Here is an 18,970-nt window from a genome sequence, read left to right on the forward strand (position 1 = left end):
TTTGCATAAACTTTCAAATTTTACTCGGTGCAATTATCGGAGCAAGAAATAGTTGGTGCAATTAGACAAGGGAATGAGCGTATTTTCGAATTAGTCTTTCGGAAATATTATCAAAGCTTATGCAATTATGCTAACTCAATGCTTAAAGAGATAGATGAGGCAGAAGAAATTGTGCAGAATTTATTTTCAGGCATTTGGGAGAAGAGGGCAGAGTTAGAAATAAGCATATCATTGAAATCATATCTGTACAGAGCTGTACACAATCATTGTTTAAACCGAATCAAGCACCTTAAAATCAGAGAGGAATATCAACAATATGCTAATAGCTATTATGAAAGTTCTTATGAGTCAGTAAGCCAATCGGTGATGAAAAATGAATTGGAGCGAAAAATAGAAGAAGCTATTGAAAAACTCCCGGAACAGTGTCGATTGATTTTCAGATTGAGCCGCTTTGAAGAATTAAAATATCATGAGATTGCTGAGCAATTAGGAATATCTCCTAAGACAGTGGAAAACCAGGTAGGGAAAGCCTTGAAAATGTTACGAATTGAATTAGCTGAATACCTGCCATTATTTATTCTTTTAATTGAGGGATTAATGCAACTGAATATTGAGTATTGGTATATTTGAATAGCCGGACAGATAAATTAGTTAGACTTGAATACGAATCATTCTGATAATAACGAAGACCTTTTAGGCAAATATCTGGCGCACGAAACTGATGCACATGAGAATGCTGTGGTTGAAAAGTGGCTTCAGGAGAATGAAGAAAATCAGAAGGAACTAAGCGACTATGCCTTTATCTGGGATAAAACAGGCAGTATTAAGGAAGATACAACACAAACAGTAGACGTTGACGCAGCTTGGTTGAAAGTAAAATCGAAGATGGATTCGCCTCAGGAAACTCCATTCATAACTCTAAAACCTGCCCCAAAACAACGGAAATTTTTTACAATTGGAATTGCGGCCAGCATTACCATTCTATTGAGTGTTGGGATATTGGCCTATTTTTTCAGAAATTCATCACCCGAATACATTTCTTTAAAAACTACAAAAAATACTTTAGAGCAAACACTTCCCGATGGCTCAATTGTATTCCTGAATTCTAATACTTCCTTAACCTATCCGGAAAATTTTAAAGGAGATACCCGTGAAATTAGCTTGTCGGGTGAAGCATTTTTCAACATCAAAAGAAATGAAGCAAAGCCCTTTATTATTCATGCTAAAGGGTCAGATATAAAGGTTTTAGGGACTTCGTTTAATGTAAAAGCGTACGATAAAAATGTAGAGGTAAGTGTAGAAACAGGAAAAGTACAATTGAAGAATAAAAAGAAGGAAATTCAATTAATTGCCGGAGAACGAGCCACCTTTGAAGCAGAAGAAGATACCATTAAAAAGCAAAACGTAATAGATAAAAACGCTTTTGCTTATAAAACCAAAGTTTTTGTATTTGAAGATTCAAGTCTTGAACACATTACCAAAGTATTAGCAGAGGGCTACCATGTTAGTATATCATTAAAAAATAACCGTATTAAATCCTGCCGACTGACTACCAGATTCGATAACGAAACGCTTCCAAACGCCTTAAATATTATTGCTGAAACATTGAATTTGACCCTAAGCACCAAAGGCGAGAAATATATTCTTGATGGAGAAGGTTGCGCTGAATAATTCAAATGATTTTACCACTTCAATAAAAAATAAAATTCAATTAGGGGAAAAAGATTTGTGAAGTGTCATAGCTACAAAAAAGCTCATTTATGAAAAAGCTATTTACATTTATTTTCTTACTACATCTTTCCCAATCATTTGCCCAAAGTATTCCTCCACTAGAAAGGTTTATTAGTATAAAAATTAATAACGAAAAATTAGATAATGCACTAAAGAGCATCTCAAGCGCAGGTAATTTCAGTTTTTCGTATAACCCTGGTGAAATTGATATTAATAAGCGTGTCTCGGTTTCAGTTCTGAACCAACCTGTTAGAGAGGTATTAAACATGGTTTTGGCAAATACGGCTACTTTTAAAAACAGAGGCAATTATATTATTCTGAAAAAAAATAAAGAAGAACCGAAAAAAGATTTTTTCGTGATGGGCTACGTTTCAGACGGGGAAACGGGCTTGAAAATTGAAAAAGCCAGTGTGTATGAACCCATAACGCTTGCTTCTGCCGTCACTAATCAATATGGCTATTATCGCTTGAAAATTCCTGTTTCACTTTCAAATGTGAACCTTTATGTAAGAAAACAAAATTATCATAACGAAGAGCTGGCCGTTAAAAATAGGAGTAATACTACTTTAAACATAGCTTTATTACCTTTTAAACCCATACAAGCCCCAACTGAAAAACTGGTTTCTATTCCTATAAAGACCGATACTTTGCCACTTAAAAAAGTGGACAGTATTGCACCAATCCAAGTAGAACCCATAATCATTACCAAAAAAGATTCAGTAGTAAGCGTGCCAAAAAAACTTGATTATGAAGACTATTGGAATGAAACAAAAGACAGATTGCTGGCGGTCCAAAGACATATCACTGATTGGCTGATTACAAACAGGCAGAATATCCATCTGGATAATATCGAAGATACTATTTATCGACCAGCGCAAATATCCCTACTTCCATTTATAGGAACAAACCATTATCTGAGCGGAAATGTAATTAATGATTATTCAATCAACATCATTGCAGGATACTCATTAGGCGTAAGAAAATTAGAAATTGGTGGATTTATGAATCTAGTAAGAGGGAAAGTATGGGGAATTCAGGCAGCTGGTTTTGCTAATCTGGTAGGAGAGAGTATGAAAGGAGTCCAGTGGGGTGGTTTTGCTAACCTTGTAGGCCAGAGTGCCTATGGTATTCAAGGCGCTGGTTTTGGTAATCTGGTTTTCAGAAACTTTAGTGGTGTACAAGGCTCCGGATTTGCCAATGTGGTATTACACAGCACAAGATACGCTGTTCAAGGTGCCGGTTTTGGCAATTTGGTATTAGGTAATGGAAGTGGTGTACAAGGCGCTGGATTTGCCAATTTAGTTGGTGGCGATTTTGATGGTGTTCAGGCTTCTGGATTTATAAATTATACTGGCGAGACTTTCAAAGGTGTTCAGGTTGGCGTAATTAATGTGGCAAATAGGGTTAATCATGGATTGCAAGTGGGCGTATTCAACTTTGCCGAATACTCTAACTCAGTACCAATCGGGCTAGCCAGTTTTGTCAAACATGGTGGATATAAGCGCTTAGAAGTGAGTAATGATGAGGTGAATTTGGCCAACATTACTTTCAAAACCGGAGTTAAACGATTCTACAATATTTTTACGGCAGGTTATAGCTTTGGAGAAATCAATAAACCCTTATTCAGTTTTGGGTATGGGCTTGGTACCGCCTGGAGATTAAACCGAACTTTCTGGCTTAATTTCGATATAGTGAGTTCTCACCTTCAAAATGATATAAATGTATGGCAAATAAACCAATTAATTAGAGGCAGTTTAGGTCTGGAAGTGCATCTTTCTCCAAAAATAGCCTTGTTTGTTGCGCCAACTGTAAGTTTTCATGCCACACAAGAATCAGAAATTAATTTAGGCCGATTCAGCAAATTTAAGTTCTTTGAGCAGGAGGGAAGATACTTCGGTGATAAAGCCAATCTTTCCGCATGGGGTGGTTACCAGGTAGGACTCAGGATTTGTAATTTGTAAAAAATTAAATAAAAGCAAGAGCTCTGAAAATTTCAGAGTTCTTGCTTTTATTTAGAATTTATAGCCTATATTAAATCCTAAGCCACGAAGATTCAAGAATGTCAGATTACGGGCATTATCCACTCTTACCCCTTGTTTATCAACTTCAACCGATAAATATTGTTCATTAATTTTAAAGGTATCAAGAATTCTTGTTTTTATATCTTTGAGAAATTGCTCGTCATACCCTTCAAAGTTTTGTTTGGATTCTCCATGTACAGTTACTTTACCATAATGCCCTCCAATAATAAACCAGTCAAAAGTAAAACGATTCCCTAAACGGAATTGATAACCGAACATAAGTCCACCAGAATAGGTTTTTACTTGCATATCCACTGGTAGTTCAATTCTGGCAAAGTTTTCTTTATATAAAACGTCTACAAATACAGGAGCTTTGCCAAAATAACTATTATATCTGCCAAAAACGGATAAATACGCACCCATTGGTGCAGATTTCTTTCTGCCAAGATAAAAACGTAACTCCGGAGTTATTCCTAAATTACCTACAGTTGATTCCGATTTTTTAACATTTGCAAGACTTATGTAATCAATTCTATTATCAGCAGCGTCCACAAATCTCTCTACAGTTTTGGCAAAAGGAACACGTTTTACGGGTCTATAACTCGCTCCTAAGGCAAAGCTTACCCGATTCCCTAAAGCCTTTTCGTATTGGAGAGAATAGGCCCCTAAAGCTAAAGAAGAGAGGTTGACCTTTATTACACTTGGTTTATACTCTTGCGAAAAGCAAAGAAATGAAACGCACACATAAAAGACTGTGATGGAAGTGATTTTCACCGGGATTTTAATTAAATATGGTTAATACGTGTTAATTGTTATGCTAGGCTAGTATGGAATCAGATTCTGAGGTGTATTAGTTGAGGTTTTCTTCTTTGGTGGCCTGATAAAACGAATTGATGGTAGCCATTTCCTTAATCAGAAAGGTCTGCAATTGCTCGTTAAAGTCTTTTTTATCATCAGCCGGTAAAGAGTCATAAAGGTCCTTTAATTCCTGATTAATAGCCGCTTTCTCAGCTTCCGTTGAAGCATTCATCGCTCTGACGTGATAAGACTTGAGGTTAAAATCTTTCATTGATTAATTTGTAAATCTTTATTATTAAACACAAAACTCGGCATTTAATTGTAGAAAATAATTATTTTCCGGTAGAATTAACTAAAAAATAAACTATTCTACATGCCGTTCCCTTACTTTTCGGATTTTTATTATTACTGACTTTTAAATTGAGCGTATGTTTCTTATCTGATAATCCTGTTGCAAACAATTTGTACCAGGGTAAATGCAGGAAATGACTCCATTGCGTATATAAATCCATACTTTTATAAGGGCCGTTATCAATACTATACATTACCTCTCCGGCATCCGGCCCTGATACCAGACCAATACCAACAGCATTGCCTGTAAATGTCAAAGACAAAGAAGCATCCGGCTCATTAGCCTCTAATACAGGGCAATTAACAAAACCATGGCGCGTACCTACACCATCCGTCGGTTGCCATTTTTCAATCAATTGCCAGCCTTTCTGTATTTTTGCTTCATTGATATTTACATATTTGCCACCCTCAAAATTTTTTTCCTTTAAAGGTTTTGGTAAAGGGTCATTAATTGATGAAACTACATTAGCGGCTTCAAAGTTTTTAAAAGATTCATTTAATAAGTATTTGATACTTTGAAAATAAATTTCCTGTCCGAACGGGGACGGGTGCAGATCTTTAAAATCAAACTCCCAGCTAAATTCTTTAGCACTTAATCGGTCTGCTACTTCCTTGGCCAGATTAATTGAAGGTAACTGATAATGACTAGCTACGGCTTCATGGTTTCTAATTTCCAATGGAGTAATTCCCTTTTGATAATCATTCGTTTTATCAGGGTCAGCAAATGCCATCAGGATTACATCCATAGCAGGATTACTTTTCTTTGCATGACGAACAATCCCTTCCAAAGCCCGTATTTGTGTCAAACTATCCGTTTCATTCGTATGATCATTGACTGCGGCTTCTACATATAATAAATCAGCTTTTCCTTTATTCAAAACATCCTGCTCAAAACGAAAGGCATGCGGTAAACTTCCTAAAGAAGGGATGCCGGCATTAATAAATGTAAAGGAAGCTTTCGGGAATCGTTCTTTCAGATATTTACTCACCTTATCCCTCCAGCCATTATTATACGTAATTGAACCCCCTAAATAGGCAACGGTTATTGCTTGCTTTTGTTGAATGGCTTGAAAAAAATGCGGAAGCCCGGCTCTTAACTGAATATAATCTACTTTTGGCAATGGTTGGACAACTGGCATAGAATGTTGAATAACAAAGTCCGCCCACCATTCCGGGTGCTCAATCGGAAAATGATGCCCCTCTAAAGTCTGAGTTCCCCGATTCATACTGTAAACATAAGCAGGGCCGCCCAGTTTTTGGTATCTATCAACTAATAGAAATGTATTTTCGTCTGGTGGAGCCAGTTTATCTTTTAATCCTATAATATGTAATGTTGGTACTTTATAGGTCGCCAGACTTTCCAAATGGTCAATTGGGTTGTCATCATAAGCTAAAGCTTGCTCTTCCGTGAATCCATATACTTCCAACAATTGATTCCATTCTTTTTCCTGGCGCTTGCTTTTCCCTTTGCCACCGGGCCAGCTTTTAAAATCGTATACCGGTGTCTCGGTATAGATACAACTGATTTTTTCAGGATTACGCTTTGCCCAGCCATATACATACAATCCTCCACGACTGACTCCCTCCAAAGCGACTTTAGGTGCAAAAGACAGATTCTTAGTAAGATAATTATAAAAATCATCCCATTTCAGCATAGCTTGCGGATCGCCGTAGCGATTATCCGTATTAATATACGCTACATGAAAACCTTTTTCTAACAGAATGCTATCCATATCAATGTGCCAGTCTGGAAAGTAGGCGCGCCATATCCACGGATTTCCCGGAAGTGGGTTCTTAGGTTTTACATAATGTGCTGCAGTTCCATCTAATAGAAAACTGACTTTATCAAAACTATGCCAGCTTTCAATTTTTTGTGGAATTACTTTTTGAGCAAAACTTAGCTGACTTATAAAAATAAATGCTAGGGTTAGGCAGCGTAAATTACTTAATCGCATAAGAGTTGAAAATAGACTTTATAAGGAATTTGATATAGATTACGAATGTCCACTCCAGGTTATTTTGGCTTCATCAAAATCTAGTTGCATTTCTTGCTTACGTATTTCATCATCACTAAAGGCAAATTCCTTGCGAATAGAATAGAGTTCTTTCCTTTGGGTGCTATAAAGCTCTTTCAATACCTGATTATATTCTTCAATTTCTTTCTTCTGGCACACCTGACATTCCATTGAATTAAGTCTTTGATGTGTGATGGAAATATCACTTTCAATCTCATGTTTGAGGAAACTTAATAACTCGTTATTCTTTATTTTACTTGAGTATTTCTCGTTAAGTTGATTAAGAGCAGCTTTCTTGATTCTCAATTTGATTCCTGCTTCCTGTTCTTCTTCCGGTGCTACGTGATCAATCTCTTTTATTCCTAACCATTTTACGATAAGAGGTAATGTCAAACCCTGAAAAACTAAAGTTACCAGGATGACAATGAAGGTAATAAATAATATCAGGTTGCGATGCGGGAATGGCTGACCACTATTCAGAAGAAGCGGAACAGATAGTGCGGAGGCTAATGAAATAACTCCGCGCATACCAGCCCAACCAATAATAAATGGATTTTTCAAGCCCGGATTGGGCTCATTATCTCTGATACTTTTAAACAGAAATCTTGGTATAAAAGCAGCAGGATATATCCATAATATTCTGACAACAATAGTTAAAATACTAATAATAACAGCATATTTAACAGCCTCTAAAATTGAATATCCTTCAAGACCTTTAGCAATAGCAGGAAGCTCTAAGCCAATTAGAATAAATACCAGCCCATTTAATACAAAAGTTAATGTTGCCCAAACCCCGATAGTTTGCAAACGGGTAGAACCATGTGTGAGTATCTCGTGTGAACGATAAGATAGAAAAAGCCCGCCACTCACAACTGCCATTACACCAGAAAAATGAAATTGCTCTGCTATTATATACATGAAATAGGGCGTCAATAAGGTAAGCGCCGCATCGATACTAGGGGTAGTAGGTAAAAAGCGATGAACTACATAAGCAATATGTGCAATACATAGACCCACAACGATACCCATGCCTGCTACCCAAAAGAAGGTACCAACGGCTTGCTGTAAAGAAAACTGCCCGGTAACAATAGCAGCTAAGGCAAAGCGAAAAACTATCAGACTGGAGGCATCGTTAATCAGACTTTCACCTTCTAATATTGTAAGTACTCTCTTAGGAACCTTAATCCCTTTAAGAACAGATGAAGCCGCAACAGCATCTGGTGGCGAAATAATACCACCCAACAGGAAACCCAAAGCGAGCGTAAAACCCGGAATCATGGCTTGTGAAGCATAAGCAATGACTGTCGAGGTACATATAACCAGACCAAACGCCAATAATCCTATAGGACGTTTCCATTTCCAGAAATCATTCCAGGAAGTATACCATGCTGCTTCATAGAGCAGTGGTGGCAAAAAGATAAGAAAAATCAATTCAGGATCAATTTCAATTTGTGGAACTTTAGGCATAAAGCTGATAAATAACCCCGCCAGCACTAAAAAGATAGGGGAGGAGATTTTGAACTTTTGCCCTAGCATAACCAGAAGGAAAATGATAAAAAGCAACGAGATGACAAGTAATAAATTGTAATGCATTTTTTAAAATAGGTATTAGTTGGGGAACATAGTTTTACTATGAAAAGTTTTATCTACACTTGTACATAAATTATTTTTGCCTGACTATACTTTAGCATTTGGTTATTGAAAAACTATAACTATCTCCGTTCAAAAGGTATCCACCGTAGCGTATACCTTTTTCAGTCCTACTTTCGAGGTTGGGGCTTGAAACCTATCACTGGCTTTATATAAAAAGGTATTCACCGTAGCGTCTACCTTTTCTGATTTCGCTTTACTGGCTGGCATTTGAAAACCATTATTAAAACCTCTACCACCAACCCTGATTTTCTTTCTCACTTCCATATCAATAAATCAATAATTATATAAGACTAAGCGACCGCAACTAGCCGTTCCTAAATTTCCGACTTAAGCTTGTGTTTTCAAAGTATTTGAGAAGGTTTTTGGAATAATCTTACTGTTGGAGAGGTGATTCTATGCTGATAAGTGCTTTTGCTTTACTGGGTGCCCTATAAAGTTTTGATAGAGCACTTATTATAAATGAAGAATAGCAATTTATCAGATTAAAAATAAATCGCTGGCAATTCTATCGGCAAATAACTTGCCTTGGCGAGTAAGCGTGAGTGTCTGATTATCGATTTGTAATTGCTTGCTATTTAGATATTTGGCAAGAATTGCCTGGTTGGCTATTCGCCATTTCTCACCCACCAGCTTTTCAATTTCTTTGAGGTTACAGCCCCATTTAGTTCTTAATCCTGTCAGAATATAGTCATTAAGCTTTTCTTCCTTTGATAATAGCTCATAATCAGCAGGTACTTGTCCCAAATGGATAGCTTTCAGGTAAGCTACATTATTAGCCACATTATATTGGCGAGAGATACCATTATAGGAATGTGCAGATGGACCAACACCTAAATATTCATGGCGTTTCCAGTAAGAAGAATTATGGCGGGAATATTTATTATCTCTACAAAAGTTGGATATTTCATATTGCTCATAGCCAGCTGATTCAAGCGTATCAACTAAAATTCGGAATTGTTCAGAGGCAAAATCTTCATTAATTGGCGGAATTTTATTGAGTTGAAGCCATTTACCAAAAACGGTTTTCTCTTCAATTGTCAGGCAATAAGAAGAAATATGTGGCACATTCAGAGCCAAAGCTCTTTCTAAATCATGCTCCCAGATATGATGATTTTCGTAAGGAATAGCATAAATCAAATCAATAGTAATATTCTCAAAACCCATATCCTGTGCTGATTTGACACATTCTTCGGCCTGAGCAGCATCATGGATACGATTCAGTTTTTTGAGATGATCATTATTAAAAGATTGAATACCAATACTTAACCGATTAAAACCAAACCTTTGTAAAATAGTCAGACGCTCTTTAGTAATATCATCAGGATTAGCTTCGAGAGTTATTTCAATATCATCTGAAAAAGTATAATACTTTTTAATTGTTTCAAAAATATCATACAGCTCGTTGATATTGAGCAGGGAAGGAGTACCACCTCCAAAATAAATGGTTTGTAGTTCTTTATTACTCAGATAATCGGCTTGTAATTCAATTTCCCGGATAATCGCTTCTACGACCGTACTTTTCATAGTCAGATTCGTACTGAAATGAAAATCACAGTAATGGCAAGCTCTACGACAAAAAGGTATATGAAGATATAAATGCACTAAGCAAAAGGAATAATCCGGCGATTATTACAATCGCCGGAAATATTATTTGGTCCCTATAAAAAAGAAGTCAATACATTTTTCAGGTTCGTTTGAGAGAAAATGGTCATCCCAACGAATTTCAGCGGCTAACCCTCCAGTTCCTTCCATCAATTTATTTCTATTGAAACGGTTCAGGAACTCATACGGTACTCTTAGCATCCATGCCGGTAATCGATGTTGCAAATCAAAAATATCAAAACGCATGATTCGACGAACCGATTGTTTATTTTCTTCGTAATAATCCCACACTTTCTTATTACCACCTACACCCATCGTTTCTACTTTAGAAAAATACTTTTGCATGAGGGTACGCAATTCAGCCGTATCATACTCACGGATATGCCATGGGTTTCTACTTAAAGAATACGGACGATTCACAGTAGTAAGCAATATCTTACCACCCGGTTTCAAAACACGTGCAGCTTCCGACAAAAACTTGTGATCATCCTGAATATGTTCAATCACCTGAAAAGTAACCACAAAGTCAAAAGTATTATCTTTAAACTCAGTCAGGTAAGGTAAGTCTGCTGTTTTGAAAGTATGCTTCGGATAGGTGGCTTGCAACTGATTAATCAATGGTTCGTTTTTATCCAAACCTGTATAATGGTCACATTTTTCAATCAATGTTTCCACTCCACGACCCCAGCCGCATCCTAATTCTAAAACATTGCCATGAACAATTTTAGCGGCTTCAACATAAGGGAAGTATAGACGTTGGTGTACAGGATTATCCGATGGTATTTCGGCACTGGTAATTTCGGTTGTTGCGTATTTGCTCATAGACGCGCTTTGTATCTTTATCCTGACAGATTCAGTATTAAAATCAGCCAGATATTATTCTATTTTAATGGGTATTTAATCTGAATTTCTGATTTTCAGCTTATTTTTACAAAGTTACAGTAAAATTATGCCTTTGTAAAATGATAGGCTGAGTTTATAAAATTTTCTATCATGCCAAGCGTTATTTTAAAGGTTGTTTATCAGGCAACATCTTCAATCTAAACCATATACTAGGCAATGAAAACAAGTTTATTGTTGATCGGATTTTTATTGTTTATTATGAAAGTAAATGCTCAGATGGGCATCCAGACTATCTACAATCCTTACCTGCTGAATTCTAAGAAAAAATCATCTATCTTCAAAAACAGCAAGGGCATTTCTAGTAATAAATTGGATTCTGTATTCGTGAAAAACCGCACTTTATTCTTACAATATCTCCCTAAGCGTAAGTATAATTCTACTATTATTTTTGCAGATAATAGTTTTAATCTGAATAGGCTACATATCAATAGCATAAATGATGAAATAGACTTAGAGAGATCTAAAAATCGTGCCAAGCAAATATTTTTTAAAATGAAAATGTGGCGTTATTTCAGAGAATAAAAAAACGCCAGATGAATATCTGACGCTTTTTAAATTCTTCATTCTCTATAAGTGATCACCGCTAATCTGCTTAAGCAGGTTGTTGGTTCATTACTTCTGTTTGTTTACGAATAGATTCCATGTGAATCAGTTTGAATAATTCTTCAACCATTTCAGGGTAAAGATTTAATTTCTTCGCTTGCTCAGCACGGCTACTGTGTACTTGTTTCCAACGATCAAGTTGTAAAACAGCTACATTGTTATCTCTTTTGTATTCGCCTAGTTTTTCAACTACTGCCATACGTGCGGCTAATACTTCTAAAAGCTCACGGTCAATATTGTCAATTTTTTGACGTAATGTCTCTAATTGGCTTTGGAAATCAGCACCATAAGAAGCCTTACGTACTTCTAGTTCACGTAGCATTTCACCTAAAGCTTCAGGCGTTAATTGTTGAGAAGCATCAGACCATGCATCATCAGGATTACGGTGTGATTCGATAATCAAACCATCGTAATTTAAGTCTAAAGCGCGTTGAGCTAATTCAAACAAGTATGCTCTTTTACCTGCCATGTGGCTTGGGTCGCCAATGATTGGTAATTGAGGGAACGAAGTTTTCAATTCAACGGCCAATTGCCACATTGGAGAGTTGCGGTATTTGGTTTCTTGCGCATTAGAGAATCCACGGTGGATAGCCGCCATTTTCTTGATACCTGCACCAGCAATACGCTCAAATGCACCTACCCATAGAGCCAGGTCTGGGTTAACCGGGTTTTTAATCAATACCGGAACATCAACACCTTTCAAAGCATCAGCTAGGTCTTGTACGTTAAAAGGGTTTACGGTTGTTCTGGCACCAATCCAAAGAATATCAATACCATATTTTAAAGCCAATTCGATGTGTTGAGGTGTTGCTACTTCCACTGCAATTGGTAGGCCTGTTTCTTTTTTTACAGCAGCTAACCAAGGCAATGCTGCTTCTCCCATGCCCTCAAAACTACCCGGACGAGTACGAGGTTTCCAAACACCAGCACGAATCACGTGCGCATAACCTTCTTTCGCAATACGGCGTACTGTTTCGGTTACTTGTTCTTCTGTCTCGGCACTACACGGCCCGGCAATAATTAAGGGTTTTCCGTTTGTATCTATCCAACTGTTAAGGGGTAGTACATCTAAATTTGCTTTCATTTCTTTAATAAAATTTGTTTTGTCAATTTTTTCAATGCTTGTAAATGGTATCAAATGAATTTTTGTAAACTACTGAAAACAGGCATTGACAACAGTTCACATTACCGAATTATTGATATTGTTTCATTAAATGTCTTTTCTTTGGCGTATATTTGCAAACCATTTTAAAGAATATCGTATTTAAAACGATAATGTTTCTTAAAATAGTACAATTCATCACCAAAACTGAAAAATTTAAAAGAAACCAATATTTGAAATAATGAAAACGGCTATTCAAAACCGCTCGTTAAATTTCGATGATACTTCTATTGCCTTTGCTCATCAGTCAAACAGTAAGCTACTTAAAACTTATTTGATTTTTGCGTTGATGAATCAAAACTGGGTTGTAAAGATAGGAACTTTTTTTATAAAACTTGCAATAAAATTAGGATTACCTGTAAAATCTCTAATAAAAAACACCATATTTGCTCAGTTTTGTGGGGGTGAAAGTATCTCAACTTGTCAAAAGACAATCGAGAGTCTGGCAAAAAGTAAAGTAGGTACTATTTTAGACTATTCAGTTGAGGGAGAAGACAACGAAAAAGCCTTTGAAGCCACCACTGATGAGATACTTAAAACTATAGATAAAGCCGCTACACAAAAAAGTGATATTCCGTTTTCAGTTTTTAAAGTATCTGGTATTGGCTCGGTAGAACTTCTTGAAAAAGTACAAGAGCATCCGGAGCAATTAACAGACGAAGATAAGAACGCTTTCGAAAGAGTCCGAAACAGAGTAGATAAATTATGTGCTCATGCGGCAGCCTCTAAAGTAAGAATTTTCTTAGATGCAGAGGAGTCGTGGATTCAGGATGTGATTGACGACCTGAGCTATGAAATGATGAAGAAATATAACATTGATGGTAAAACCATAGTTTATAATACTTTCCAGCTATATCGTTGGGAGAGTCTTCAACACCTGATTGATGCCTGTGAAGTGGCTGGAAAAGAGGGTTATAAAGTAGGAGCGAAGCTGGTACGTGGAGCTTATATAGAAAAAGAAAGACGCAGAGCGGCTGAATTGAAATATAAAGACCCTATTCATACCACTAAGCATGAGACTGACATAGATTTTAACAAAGCCATTCATTTTTCAGTTGACCATCTGGATGTGCTTTCTATTTGCCTGGGCACCCATAACGAAGAAAGTTGTTTGATATGCGCTGAGTTAATGAAAGACAAAGGCGTTAAAATGAATGATGAGAGAATCTGGTTTGCGCAATTGTTAGGGATGAGCGATAATATTTCTTATAATCTGGCCAACGCTGGCTATAATGTAGCTAAGTATGTGCCTTACGGCCCGGTTGAAGCAGTAATGCCTTACCTTTTCCGTCGTGCCGAAGAAAACACATCCATTGCCGGACAAAGTAGTCGTGAATTCCTGCTTATTAAAAAAGAAAAGGAGCGAAGAAAAGCTTCTTGATTGAGTAGATAGAATATTTTTAATAAATTTATGCTGGGTATCGTTTAAGTGTAGGAACTAACGGTAAATTCGGAAAGATTATAGGCCTGAATATAGGCTTTTGTATAAAACATAACAATAAATGATGGCAAGTAGTGTTTCGTCAGGAGGTAAATCTCCCTATAAATTTTTACTGCTTACAGTTGTATTGATTCTAATCGACCAGGGAATTAAGCTATGGATGTATTATGATGTACTTCCGAATCACTATGGCGAAATAGATATCATTCCTGGATTTTTCAAACTACATTATGTAGAAAATAAAGGAATGGCTTTTGGCTGGACTTTAGCAGGAGATTATGGTAAGCTTTTACTAACTATTTTCCGACTTTTTGCTATGGTTGGTATTTGTTGGTATCTTGTTCATCTGGCACGTAAAAATGCTCATAGTGGATTGCTTTGGTCAATAGCTGCTGTATTAGGTGGGGCAATTGGTAATGTGATTGATAGTACTTTCTATGGTGTTTGGTTAAATAACGCCCCGCTTGACTCTGCAACACCTTGGTTTCATGGGCAAGTAATTGATATGTTCTATGCCTATGGGCTGGATGGCAATTATCCTGACTGGATTCCTTTTCTAGGTGGACAATTTAATACAACGCCAATTTTTAACTTTGCGGATGCCTGTATTTTCTGTGGAGTAGTAAGCATTCTGATTTTCCAGAAAAGCTTTTTTATTCACGAAGAGAGACCTGTAAGAGAACCGGAAAATAATGATCAAGTTTTATTGGATGAAGAAAAAGCGTTTACAGAAGAAAATACGTCATTAATAGAAGATGAATTGCCTTCATTAGATACAACCAAAGAAGATTCAGGAGTAGTGGTGAATCAGAAAGCCGAAAATGATTCAGAGGAAATAAAAGAAGAGTCAAAGTAAAAGTACAACAAGTCTAAAAAATAAAATTATATCATGGCAGTTTTATCTAAGCAATCTTATAGATGGATTATCGTTCTGACTTTTCTGGGAATTATTATTTTACCTGGAATGATGCCATCACCAACCTTGAGAAACGTAACTTTAGGCATAGTAGGAGGAATCTGTTTAGTTTGTCAATTCCTTAATTTAGGTGTAGTTGATCCAATTAGAAGTCGCAAAGCCGACCTTATTCAGGCATGGATATTAATAGTATTCACAATCGTTCTTTTGATTGTTAACTTTTTGGTATAGGTACCGATTGAGCAGTTTTTTATAGGAGTATTTGTAAATCCTGAGAATTACTAATCAATCAATAGTATTTTCAATATTTACTTAAAGCTATTATTTATGAGAAACTGCTCTTTTATTTTTTCTTTCATTTTTCTTTCAATAATCAAATTGTCTGCTCAGCAACCGATGATGCAGACCACCCGCGATGCCCTTAATCAAAACCTTACCATAAGTCAGCACAATTCTAGTATGCTGTATGGTTTTGATAACCGTACTTCTGAAATACAAGGCAGCTATTACCTTGACCCTGAATGGTCTGTTGCTACAGTGCGATTTTATCCCAGAACTATTTCTACCCCAAAAGGAATAATTAAACTTGATAGTGTATCCGATGTCCAGATTCGCATTGTTTTAAAAGGTAATGATGTCGAATTCAATACACAAGAAGGTATAAAAGTTATTTCTGGTACTTTAATCAAAAGTTTTACTGCCAAAAAACAAGATTTCTGGGTAAAGAACTATATCAGCACCTTAGAATTCAACGATGAAAGCGAAAAAATAAAAGCAGGTTTCTTCGAGCTTCTGGCAGATGGAAAAGTCAAACTATTAGATTACAGTAAATTAAAAATACAACAACCAGACTACGTAGCAGCTCTGAATGTGGGAAGTAAAGACGTTAAAATAAATATTGAAAAACAACTCTATATCGCTAAAGGCAAAGAAGTGATTAAATTCAATACTGGCAAGAAAGATTTGTATGAACTAATGGCAGACAAAAAGCCTGAGATTGAAAAATTTGTAAAAGTCAACAAGTTGAACCTGAAAGACAGAACAGACCTGGCAAAAGTTTTTCAGTATTATAATACTCTATTATAACACGTTATAAAAAAAGAGGGCTGTTAGCCCTCTTCTCATTTATTCTTTCTGTCCATAAGGAATAATCAGTTTTTCTCCTCGTTCAGCAAAATTCTTAGTCTTTTTGTTGGCTTGCATAATCAGCGCAACTGAGACATCGTATTTCTTGCCTACTACACGTAGAATATCACCCGGCCCAACTGTATGAATGGCTCTTATTCTTACTTTTAATTTGGTAACACCAACTTTAATACCTGCTTCATCAACACTTGGATTCATTGCTTTCAATGTTTCTTTTTTTACATTGAAACGATTGGCAATGCCAAAAAAAGTTTCCCCCTCTCCAACTGTATAAGTATAAGTCTCTCCACCTGTTGGTATCTCTACTTTAGGTTTCTCGTCCTTAGCCTTCTCATCTTTCGCTTTATCTTCCTTAGGTTTTTCTTCTTTTGTTTTTGAATCGGTAGTTTTTGTATCTGCCTTCGCAGTTTCGTCTTTTTTATCTCCGACTTTAGGCATCGACACATCAGGCAAAGCATCAGAATTAGTTTCAGCAGGTGTTGCAGTAGATTCCTCTTCAGATGGCTGTGTGTTAATAGCATTAGCTACGGAGTCAGCAGGAGCAGTAGTCAACTCATCGGCAGTCGATGTATCATCAGACATATATTTCCAACCGATGTAAAGCAAAGCACAGATTATACTCACCAGTACCAAAAGCACTGCCATTGGTAAGTTTCGTGAGGCTTCTTTGGGACGTTCATTACGTTGTTCGCGGTCTTCGAACTGCATGGTATTAGGAAATTTAGTTACGAATTATATTAGGAAAACAAATTCTTATTTCATGAATTTAAAAGAAGCATTGTATTTGGCATAAATATACAATCATTTCGCAATAATAAACAAAATGAAAACCTACTTAATTGTGATTTGTTCAGGATTTTCGTTTCTTTTTAACAATTGGGATATTATGAGCGAGACAAATCAAATAATGAGGTGATAGTATTACTATTGAATTCCATTCCCGGTTGAAATTATTTGATTTTGGCTTAGTCAAAACAACATATTTTTAAATGAAAGGAAAATCCTGAACAAATCATTATATACTTAAATACTTTTTTTCAATTCCTCATTCATTTCCTCAACCAAATCCTTCAAACCTTCTCTATACGTTCTTAGTCTCTTAGCAACTTCTTCATCGCCTACACCCAAAATCTGTGCGGCCAGAATTCCGGCATTCTTGGCACCATTTAAAGCAACTGTAGCAACTGGTACACCAGTAGGCATTTGCAGGATAGATAAAACAGAATCCCAACCATCAATAGAATTGCTAGATTTGATAGGTACGCCAATCACCGGAAGCGTAGTACTTGAAGCAACCATACCGGGTAAATGTGCTGCGCCACCGGCACCGGCAATAATTACTTTTAATCCACGTCGACGAGCCGAAAGCGCATAATCGAACATTTTTTGAGGTGTACGATGTGCCGAAACCACCTCTTTTTCGTAAGGAATCTCTAATTCGTCTAAAATTTCTGCAACCCCTGCCATAATCTTCCAGTCAGAGAAACTGCCCATAATAATTCCAACCATTTCCGTCTATTTTTTACTAGTAATTAAGGATTCAATTTTTATTGATTAGTGGCTATCACTTTCAATTTTTCTTTTACAAAAATGACTTTTTCTTTTAATTTTTCAAAATCCTGATCAATAATCGTAATGTGTCCCATCTTTCTGAATGGCTTGGTAAAACGCTTTCCATATAGAAAAGGATGCACACCTTCTACCGCAAGTACTTCATCCATCCCTTGATAGACTGCCTCTCCAGAATATTCTTCTTCGCCTAATAAATTCACCATCGCAGCTTTTGAATGAGCCTTAGTACTACCCAATGGTAAATTAAGTATCGCTCTCAGGTGCTGTTCAAATTGTGATACATCATTGGCTCTGATACTCTGATGCCCACTATTATGCGGGCGAGGAGCAACTTCATTAATCAGAATCTCACCATCTTTAGTCTGAAACATTTCTACCGCTAGTAAACCTATGATACCTAAAGCATTTGCAGTTTGTATAGCAATCGTCTCTGCTTTTTGTTCAATTTCAGACGAAATATTGGCAGGACTAAAAAGATATTCCACCAGATTAGCTTCCGGGTGAAAAACCATTTCTACCACTGGAAAAGTCTTACTTTCTCCTTCCTCATTCCGAGCCACTATAACAGCCAGTTCTTTTTCAAAGTCAATCATTTTTTCCAGAACACCTGGTTGGTCAAAGGCTTTAGCGAAATCATCAGTATTTTTCAAAACCTGCACCCCTTTGCCATCATACCCCCCTTGCCCAAGTTTATGAACCGCAGGTAAAAAGTCTGAAAAACTTGCTGTATGTTCCTGATTATCAGTCAGAATAAAGTCAGCTGTTGGTAAATTTTGCTCTTTATAGAATTGCTTTTGTACGCGTTTGTCTTGAATGATACGTAATACCGAGGGTTGAGGAAAAACAGCTTTTCCTTGTTTTTCCAAAGCTTCCAAAGCTTCAATACTCACATTTTCAATCTCAATCGTAATAATATCACAGTCTTGTCCAAAAGCCATCACGGTGTCATAGTCTTTCAAAGAACCATTGACAAACTCATGAGAAATATACTTACATGGAGCGTCACTATCAGGATCAAGGGTTTTGATAGTTAAATCGAAATCAATAGCAGCCTGT

The 18,970-nt window shown here is 36.6% G+C and carries 19 protein-coding genes; 8 read left to right on the forward strand and 11 right to left on the reverse strand.

Annotation, left to right across the window (positions count from 1 at the left end):
• Positions 1-27 precede the first annotated feature (27 nt).
• The 3 genes from ACYVFA_RS13720 (at position 28) to ACYVFA_RS13730 (ending at position 3,692) form a co-directional block, all read left to right on the forward strand.
• Positions 28-630, forward strand: a complete 603-nt coding sequence (locus ACYVFA_RS13720) for an RNA polymerase sigma-70 factor (protein WP_460472402.1) — start codon at positions 28-30, stop codon at positions 628-630.
• Positions 631-657: 27 nt separating this feature from the next.
• Positions 658-1,671, forward strand: a complete 1,014-nt coding sequence (locus tag ACYVFA_RS13725; protein WP_460472403.1) for a FecR family protein — start codon at positions 658-660, stop codon at positions 1,669-1,671.
• Between the two features lie 89 nt (positions 1,672-1,760).
• On the forward strand, positions 1,761-3,692 hold the full coding sequence (locus ACYVFA_RS13730) for an STN domain-containing protein (protein ID WP_460472404.1): 1,932 nt from the start codon (positions 1,761-1,763) through the stop codon (positions 3,690-3,692).
• 51 nt (positions 3,693-3,743) lie between these two features.
• Here ACYVFA_RS13730 and ACYVFA_RS13735 read toward each other — a convergent pair whose 3' ends face one another.
• From ACYVFA_RS13735 to ACYVFA_RS13765, 7 genes are all read right to left on the reverse strand, one after another.
• The gene (locus ACYVFA_RS13735) at positions 3,744-4,526 is read right to left on the reverse strand and encodes a DUF3575 domain-containing protein (RefSeq protein ID WP_460472405.1); all 783 of its coding nucleotides are present in this window, start codon (positions 4,524-4,526) and stop codon (positions 3,744-3,746) included.
• 76 nt (positions 4,527-4,602) lie between these two features.
• Positions 4,603-4,821, reverse strand: a complete 219-nt coding sequence (locus ACYVFA_RS13740; protein ID WP_460472406.1) for a hypothetical protein — start codon at positions 4,819-4,821, stop codon at positions 4,603-4,605.
• Between the two features lie 61 nt (positions 4,822-4,882).
• Entirely contained in the window at positions 4,883-6,856 is a 1,974-nt protein-coding gene (locus ACYVFA_RS13745; RefSeq protein WP_460472407.1) for an SGNH/GDSL hydrolase family protein, read from the reverse strand.
• A 39-nt stretch (positions 6,857-6,895) separates the two neighbouring features.
• On the reverse strand, positions 6,896-8,509 hold the full coding sequence (locus tag ACYVFA_RS13750; protein WP_460472408.1) for a Na+/H+ antiporter: 1,614 nt from the start codon (positions 8,507-8,509) through the stop codon (positions 6,896-6,898).
• Between the two features lie 129 nt (positions 8,510-8,638).
• Positions 8,639-8,833, reverse strand: a complete 195-nt coding sequence (locus ACYVFA_RS13755) for a hypothetical protein (RefSeq protein WP_460472409.1) — start codon at positions 8,831-8,833, stop codon at positions 8,639-8,641.
• A 213-nt stretch (positions 8,834-9,046) separates the two neighbouring features.
• On the reverse strand, positions 9,047-10,171 hold the full coding sequence (gene hemW, locus ACYVFA_RS13760) for a radical SAM family heme chaperone HemW (RefSeq protein WP_460472410.1): 1,125 nt from the start codon (positions 10,169-10,171) through the stop codon (positions 9,047-9,049).
• 45 nt (positions 10,172-10,216) lie between these two features.
• Entirely contained in the window at positions 10,217-10,993 is a 777-nt protein-coding gene (locus ACYVFA_RS13765) for a class I SAM-dependent methyltransferase (protein WP_460472411.1), read from the reverse strand.
• A gap of 237 nt (positions 10,994-11,230) precedes the next feature.
• Here ACYVFA_RS13765 and ACYVFA_RS13770 point away from each other — a divergent pair, with 237 nt between their 5' ends.
• The gene (locus ACYVFA_RS13770; RefSeq protein WP_460472412.1) at positions 11,231-11,596 is read left to right on the forward strand and encodes a hypothetical protein; all 366 of its coding nucleotides are present in this window, start codon (positions 11,231-11,233) and stop codon (positions 11,594-11,596) included.
• 70 nt (positions 11,597-11,666) lie between these two features.
• Here the strand turns inward: ACYVFA_RS13770 and ACYVFA_RS13775 are convergent, their stop codons facing one another.
• Positions 11,667-12,761 (reverse strand): chorismate mutase, encoded by a 1,095-nt coding sequence (locus ACYVFA_RS13775; RefSeq protein WP_460472413.1) that lies wholly within the window; start codon positions 12,759-12,761, stop codon positions 11,667-11,669.
• A gap of 259 nt (positions 12,762-13,020) precedes the next feature.
• On the opposite strand from ACYVFA_RS13775, the gene ACYVFA_RS13780 reads away from it, so the two are divergent.
• The 4 genes from ACYVFA_RS13780 to ACYVFA_RS13795 all read left to right on the forward strand — a co-directional run bounded on the left by ACYVFA_RS13780 (position 13,021) and on the right by ACYVFA_RS13795 (position 16,282).
• The gene (locus ACYVFA_RS13780; protein WP_460472414.1) at positions 13,021-14,220 is read left to right on the forward strand and encodes a proline dehydrogenase family protein; all 1,200 of its coding nucleotides are present in this window, start codon (positions 13,021-13,023) and stop codon (positions 14,218-14,220) included.
• 121 nt (positions 14,221-14,341) lie between these two features.
• The gene (locus ACYVFA_RS13785; RefSeq protein ID WP_460472415.1) at positions 14,342-15,136 is read left to right on the forward strand and encodes a lipoprotein signal peptidase; all 795 of its coding nucleotides are present in this window, start codon (positions 14,342-14,344) and stop codon (positions 15,134-15,136) included.
• A 33-nt stretch (positions 15,137-15,169) separates the two neighbouring features.
• Complete coding sequence (locus tag ACYVFA_RS13790; RefSeq protein ID WP_460472416.1) at positions 15,170-15,427, forward strand: hypothetical protein; 258 nt, start codon at positions 15,170-15,172, stop codon at positions 15,425-15,427.
• A gap of 165 nt (positions 15,428-15,592) precedes the next feature.
• Positions 15,593-16,282, forward strand: a complete 690-nt coding sequence (locus ACYVFA_RS13795) for a hypothetical protein (protein WP_460472417.1) — start codon at positions 15,593-15,595, stop codon at positions 16,280-16,282.
• 39 nt (positions 16,283-16,321) lie between these two features.
• On the opposite strand, the gene ACYVFA_RS13800 is transcribed toward ACYVFA_RS13795, so the two are convergent.
• From ACYVFA_RS13800 to ACYVFA_RS13810, 3 genes are all read right to left on the reverse strand, one after another.
• Positions 16,322-17,050: a LysM peptidoglycan-binding domain-containing protein gene (locus ACYVFA_RS13800; RefSeq protein ID WP_460472418.1), complete on the reverse strand. Its 729-nt coding sequence runs from the start codon at positions 17,048-17,050 to the stop codon at positions 16,322-16,324.
• 315 nt (positions 17,051-17,365) lie between these two features.
• Complete coding sequence (gene purE, locus ACYVFA_RS13805; protein WP_460472419.1) at positions 17,366-17,851, reverse strand: 5-(carboxyamino)imidazole ribonucleotide mutase; 486 nt, start codon at positions 17,849-17,851, stop codon at positions 17,366-17,368.
• Positions 17,852-17,889: 38 nt separating this feature from the next.
• The coding region (locus tag ACYVFA_RS13810) for a 5-(carboxyamino)imidazole ribonucleotide synthase (protein ID WP_460472420.1) at positions 17,890-18,970 on the reverse strand (1,081 nt) is incomplete at its 5' end.

It is taken from the genome of Emticicia fontis (genome assembly GCF_054779675.1).